The following is a 5,199-nucleotide window of genomic DNA, read 5'->3' as shown; positions in this document are numbered from 1 at the left end:
GCTGGCGGCGCGGGCGCCGGCGGCGGGCGCCGGCGCGCTCATTCGATCGCCCCGCTCCAGCCCGGCAGGTAGCCGGCCTGTCGGCTGTGGGCCAGCGTCAGCGCGCGTTCGAGCGCGCGCGCGCCGGGCTTGGCCGCGTCCTTGGGCTTGATCCGCGCGCGCAGGAAATCGGCCCAGAGGAATTCGGCGTACGGCGTGGCGTCCTTGGCGCAGCCGCCGGCCTCGCGCACGCGCGCGGCCAGGCTGCGGTAGGGATCGTCGCGCAACTGCGCCAAACCGGCGGGAATCGCCGCGTAGTCGGTGCGCGCGCCGCGCTCGTCGTAAGGATGCGCCCAGCGGTTGAATTCCATCGTGCGCCAGAACGTCGCCGGATCGAGCCAGGAGAAATCGCGCTGCACGATCACCGGCACCTGCGCCACGCCTTCTTCGAGCATGGCCAGGCCGAAGTGGTGATGATCGACGATATACACCTCGCCGCCGGGCCCGAGCACGCCGGGGAACCAGTGCGCAGCGATCAGCGCCTCGCGCTTCCTGCGGCCCAGCGCGTGCCACTGCGCGCGCTTGTCGGCGACCTCGCGCAGGCCGACGGTGATCTGGGTGGGGCGCAGCCGCTGCGGGGCGACCGACAGGATCGGGTGACGCGGACCGTGCTTGGACATGGCGGGGCTCCACGGTCGCGCGCCGGCGCGCGACGCCGGCCCATTGAAGGAGATCGCGGGGCGGCTTGGCAAGCCCGGCGCCGGAGCGCGCGCAATGTTGCGCGCAGGTAACCGGACCGCGCCGCGCGCATGACTCGGCGGCGCGGCCAGGCGCTATGCTGAGCTCCCCTCCGGGCGTCGCCCCCGCCATGACCGCCGCCGATCCGCCGTCCGACATCACCGCACTGTTGCAGGGCTGGCGCGAGGGCGATCCGCGGTCGGAGGCGCAATTGCTCGACTGCATCTACCCGGTGCTGCGGCGGCTGGCGCGGCAGCGGCTGGCGCGCAGCGGACAAGTGACCTTGCGCGCGACCGAGCTGGCCAACGACGCCTATTTCGAACTGGCCCAGCAGCGCGAGGTGCCGTTCCAGAACCGCGCCCACTTCTACGCCATCGCCGCGCACGCGATCCGCCGCCTGCTGGTCGACCACCTGCGCGAGCGCTCCGCGCTCAAGCGCGGCGGCGACGTGCTGCGGGTGACCCTGCAGGCCGGCGAAGAGGTGGCCGCGCCGGCCGCCGACCTGGCCGACGCGCTCGACCTGGACCGCCTGCTGGAGCGGCTGGAACGCATCAACGCGCGCGCCGCGCGCGGCGTCGAGCTGCGCTACTTCGGCGGCCTCACCATCGAAGAGACCGCGCAGACCATCGGCGTGTCGCTGCCCACCGCCAAGCGCGACTGGCAGTTCGCGCGCGCCTGGCTGCACGACCAACTCTCCGCGCCGCCGGGCTGAGCGCCGCGCCATGGCCACGTCGACCGCCTTGTGGGCGCAGGCCGCCGAGACGTTCTCGCGCGCGCTGGAGCTTCCGGCCGCCGAACGCGCGGCGTTCCTGGAGCGCGCCTGCGCCGCGCACGCCGACCCGGCCGGCCTGCGCGCGGCGGTGGCGCGGCTGTTGTCCGCGCACGAGGCGATGGAAGCCGACGCCTCCGGCGACGGCGACGCGCTGCCGTGGCGCGGCGGCGCCGCGCTGTGGAACGACGACGGCCACGGCCTGGCCGCGGGCGAGCGCGCCGGGCCGTTCGCGATCGAACGCGAGCTCGGCGCCGGCGGCATGGGCCGGGTGTACCTGGCGCGGCGCGCGGTCGAAGACGGCGAACAGCGCGTCGCGCTCAAGCTCGCCGACTCGCCGCTGTGGGCGCCGCAGGTGCAGCGCCGGCTGCGGCGCGAGCGCGAACTGCTGGCGAGCCTGGAACATCCCAACATCGCCCGCCTCATCGACGTCGGCGAACTGCCGTCGGGCCAGCCGTACTTCGCGATGGAGTACGTCGACGGTGAACCGATCGCCGCCTGGTGCGACCGCCGCACGTTGCCGCTGCGCGCGCGGATCGAACTGGCGCTGCAGGCGCTGGCGGCGGTGGATTACGCGCACCGCCGGCTGGTGCTGCACCGCGACCTCAAGTCGAGCAACGTGCTGGTCGACGGCGAAGGCCGCGCGCGCCTGCTCGACTTCGGCATCGCCAAGGCGCTGCAACCCGGCGCCGGCGCGGCCGCGACGGTCGACGCGCAGGCGTTCTTCTCCCCGGCCAGCGCCGCGCCCGAGCAGGTGTCCGGCGCGCCGACCAGCGTCGCCACCGATGTCTATGCGCTGGGCGTGCTGCTGTACGAACTGCTGTGCGGGCAGTTGCCGCTGGCCACCGAGGGCCGCGGCGCGGCCGAGCTGACCCGCGCCATCGCCGAGGAGGTGCCGCTGCCGGCGAGCCGGCGCCTGGCCCGGCTGGAACAGCGCGAGCCCGAGCGCGCGCAGGCCATCGCCCGGGCGCGCGGCGCGGCCTCGGCCGGCGCGCTGAGGCGGCAGTTGCAGGGCGACCTCGACGCGATCCTGGCCAAGTGCCTGCGCAAGGAACCCGAGCAGCGCTACGCCAGCGTCGAGCGCCTGGCCGAAGACCTGCGCGCGGCGCTGCATTCGCAAGCGGTGGCGGCGCGCAACGGCGAACGCTGGTATCGCCTGCGCGCGTTCGTGCGCCGGCGGCGCGTGCCGTTGGCCCTGGCCGCGGTGGCGGCGGCGGCGACGATCGGCTTCATGACCCACATCGTGCTGCAGTCGCGCGAGCTGGCGCAGGCGCGCGACCGCGCCGAAGCGCGCCGGCTGCAGGCCGAGCAGGTGACCGCCTTCATGGTCGGCCTGTTCCGCGCGTCCGACCCGCTGCAGGCGCGCGGGCGCGATCCCAGCGCGCGCGATCTGCTCAAGCACGCGGCGCGCGGACTGCAGGACAACCGCGATCCGGAAACGCGCGCCGCGCTGACCGCGGCGATCGCCGAGGTCGAGTTCAATCTCGGCGACTACGAAGCCGCCGAGCGCCATGCCGACGAAGCCCTGCGCCTGCGCCTGGCCCTGCCGGACACCGAGCCGGCGTTGCTGCGCGGCAGTTACGCCCTGCGCGCGCAGGTCGCGCTGCTGCGCGCCGATTACGCCGCCGCCGACCGCTTCCTCGCCCAGGCCGAGCGGCGCCTGACCGCGGAATCCACCGACGAAGCGCTGACCCTGCTGCGCCTGCGCGCGCGCCTGTCGCAGGCGCAAGGCCGGCTGGAATCGGCGCTGGCGCAATGGCAGCGCGCCGACGAAGCGCACCGGCGCCGCTACGGCATCGCCGATCCGCGCAGCATGCAGGCGCGGCGCGGCTGGGCCAGCGCGCTGTTCGCGGCCGGCCAGACCGAGCGCGCGGCGCAGTTGCTCAAGGAACTGCCGCAGGCGCGCGGCGACGGCAGCAACGACCCGGCCGCGGCCAAGTCGCTGGTCTCGCAGGCGCGCCAGCGCCGCGACGCCGACGATCTGGCCGAAGCCGAGCGCCTGGCGACGCAGGCGTTGCGCATCGATCTGGCGGTCTACGGCGAGGACCACGAGGAAACCGCCGCGGTGTACAACCTGCTGGGCACCATCGCCCAGGCGCGCGACGACTACCCCGCCGCGCTGCGCTGGTTCGAACGCACCCTGGAGGTGCGCATGAAGGTGCTCGGCGCGAAGCACCCGCGCGTGGCCAGTTCGGAATTCAACCTGGGCGTGATGCGGCATCTGTTCCTCGACGATGCGCGCGGCGCCGAACCGCACCTGCGCCGCGCGGTGGAGATCGCCGCGGCGGCGACGCCGGATCATCTCAACCTGGCCATGTACCGGCTCGGCTGGGCGATGGACCTGCACGACCTGGGCCGGATCGAACCGGCGCGCGCGGCGCTGGCGCCGGCGCTGGCGCGCTTCGACGAGTTGCAGGGACAAGAGCTCAACCGCGCCCTGGCCCGCGCCGAGCAAACCTGCATGGCGCCCGCGCCGTGGACGGCGGCGCAGGCGCAGACCTTCGCCCAGGCGCTGGTGGCGGTGCGCGCCGAACTGGAACCCGACCATCCCAAGCGCCGGCGCGTGGAGCGCTGCGGCGCGCGCGCCGCAGCGGCCCCGCGCGCTTAAGTCCGGCGCGCCGATCGGCGGCGCCGGTCAGTCGGCGCGCGGCCCGGTCGGCGCGCGCGCATCGCCGCCGCCATCGCCCACGTCCTGGTTGAGCTGGCCGGCCCACAGCGACGGCCAGTTCACCTTCAACCCCATGCCCTCGGCCAGCGGCGTGCCGAGCAGCAGGCCGTTGCGCAGGCGCAGCGGCTGCCACTCGCCCGACGGCAGGGCGAAGCTGAGCCATCGCTGCACCGGTTGGCCGATGCCCACGCGCACGTGGTCGACGTCGTGCAGCAGGGTGACGGTGAGCGTCGAGGCCCGGGTTTCGTCGGTCAGCGCCGCCGATTGCGATTCGATCACGCTCGGCAGCGTCGCGGGCTTGTCGGCGTAGGACCAGTTGCGGTGCGGCGGAATCATCCAGTCCGCGCGCAGGATCGGACCGCTGTCGGTGGCGAACACGGTCAGCGCCAGCACGCGCGAGATTTCCGATTTGTTGTCGGCCGGCACGAACGACCATTCCAGGAAGGTGGACTGGCCGCCCGACAGCGGCACGCCGATCGGCGGCGCCGGACGCGCCGCCGCCGCGCCGGCCTTGGCGGTCTGCTCTTCGACCGGGGTCAAGCTGATCTGCTTGAACTCCATCGGCAGCTCCGGCCATTGCTTGCTGCGCTTGAGCACGGCCCAGTTCTCGGCGGTGAACGGCAGATCGCGCATGCGCCAGTACTCGATGCCGCGTTCGGCCGCGCTGAGCGACATGACCATGTCGACCTCGCACGAACTGGTGCGCGGGTCGGTGCCCGCCTTGGCCGACGCCAGGCCGGAGCCGCCGCCGGGCGCGCCCGGCAGTTCGGGTTCGATCGGGCCGTCGCCGCCGCCGTCGCAGAAGTCGCTGCCGGCCAGGGCCGGGCCGGCCGCCAGCAACAGGCACAGGGCCAGGGGAGAGAGGATGCGCATGGTCGAGCTCCTTGGGTAACGGTGCGTCCGGGGCGGACGCGTTCCTGTTCGAGAGGGTGGCGGCGGGCCGATCCCGCGACGGTGTCGGCGCCGGCCGCAGCGTGTCGGAAGCGCAGGGGCGTGGCTAGGGCGGCGGCGCGCGGCGTCGTTGCGCGGGCGCTGGCCGGCGCGG

General features: G+C 74.5%; 4 protein-coding genes. 2 read left to right on the top strand and 2 right to left on the bottom strand.

The window, feature by feature from the left end; all coding sequences use genetic code 11:
- Nucleotides 1-38: 38 nt before the first annotated feature.
- A complete protein-coding gene (locus A7A76_RS00160) occupies nucleotides 39-659 on the bottom strand; it encodes a ParB-like protein (protein ID WP_206409289.1) in 621 nt (206 codons plus the stop codon).
- A gap of 188 nt (nucleotides 660-847) precedes the next feature.
- Here A7A76_RS00160 and A7A76_RS00155 point away from each other — a divergent pair, with 188 nt between their 5' ends.
- The gene (locus A7A76_RS00155; protein WP_206409288.1) at nucleotides 848-1,429 is read left to right on the top strand and encodes an ECF-type sigma factor; all 582 of its coding nucleotides are present in this window, start codon (nucleotides 848-850) and stop codon (nucleotides 1,427-1,429) included.
- A 10-nt stretch (nucleotides 1,430-1,439) separates the two neighbouring features.
- Nucleotides 1,440-4,094, top strand: coding sequence for a protein kinase domain-containing protein (locus tag A7A76_RS00150; protein ID WP_206409287.1), 2,655 nt, complete (start codon nucleotides 1,440-1,442; stop codon nucleotides 4,092-4,094).
- Nucleotides 4,095-4,121: 27 nt separating this feature from the next.
- Here the strand turns inward: A7A76_RS00150 and A7A76_RS00145 are convergent, their stop codons facing one another.
- Nucleotides 4,122-5,027 (bottom strand): hypothetical protein, encoded by a 906-nt coding sequence (locus A7A76_RS00145; protein ID WP_206409286.1) that lies wholly within the window; start codon nucleotides 5,025-5,027, stop codon nucleotides 4,122-4,124.
- Nucleotides 5,028-5,199 lie beyond the last annotated feature (172 nt).

It is taken from the genome of Lysobacter enzymogenes (genome assembly GCF_017168095.1).
Lineage (GTDB): Bacteria > Pseudomonadota > Gammaproteobacteria > Xanthomonadales > Xanthomonadaceae > Lysobacter > Lysobacter enzymogenes_D.
The sequence above is the reverse complement of the archived record's forward strand: the minus strand, read 5'-3'. Positions and strand labels throughout refer to the sequence as shown.

Coding starts and splice junctions, on each gene's coding strand:
- A7A76_RS00150 (WP_206409287.1), top strand. CDS start 1,440: ATGGCCACGTCGACCGCCTTGTGGGCGCAGGCCGCCGAGACGTTCTCG.
- A7A76_RS00155 (WP_206409288.1), top strand. CDS start 848: ATGACCGCCGCCGATCCGCCGTCCGACATCACCGCACTGTTGCAGGGC.
- A7A76_RS00160 (WP_206409289.1), bottom strand. CDS start 659: ATGTCCAAGCACGGTCCGCGTCACCCGATCCTGTCGGTCGCCCCGCAG.
- A7A76_RS00145 (WP_206409286.1), bottom strand. CDS start 5,027: ATGCGCATCCTCTCTCCCCTGGCCCTGTGCCTGTTGCTGGCGGCCGGC.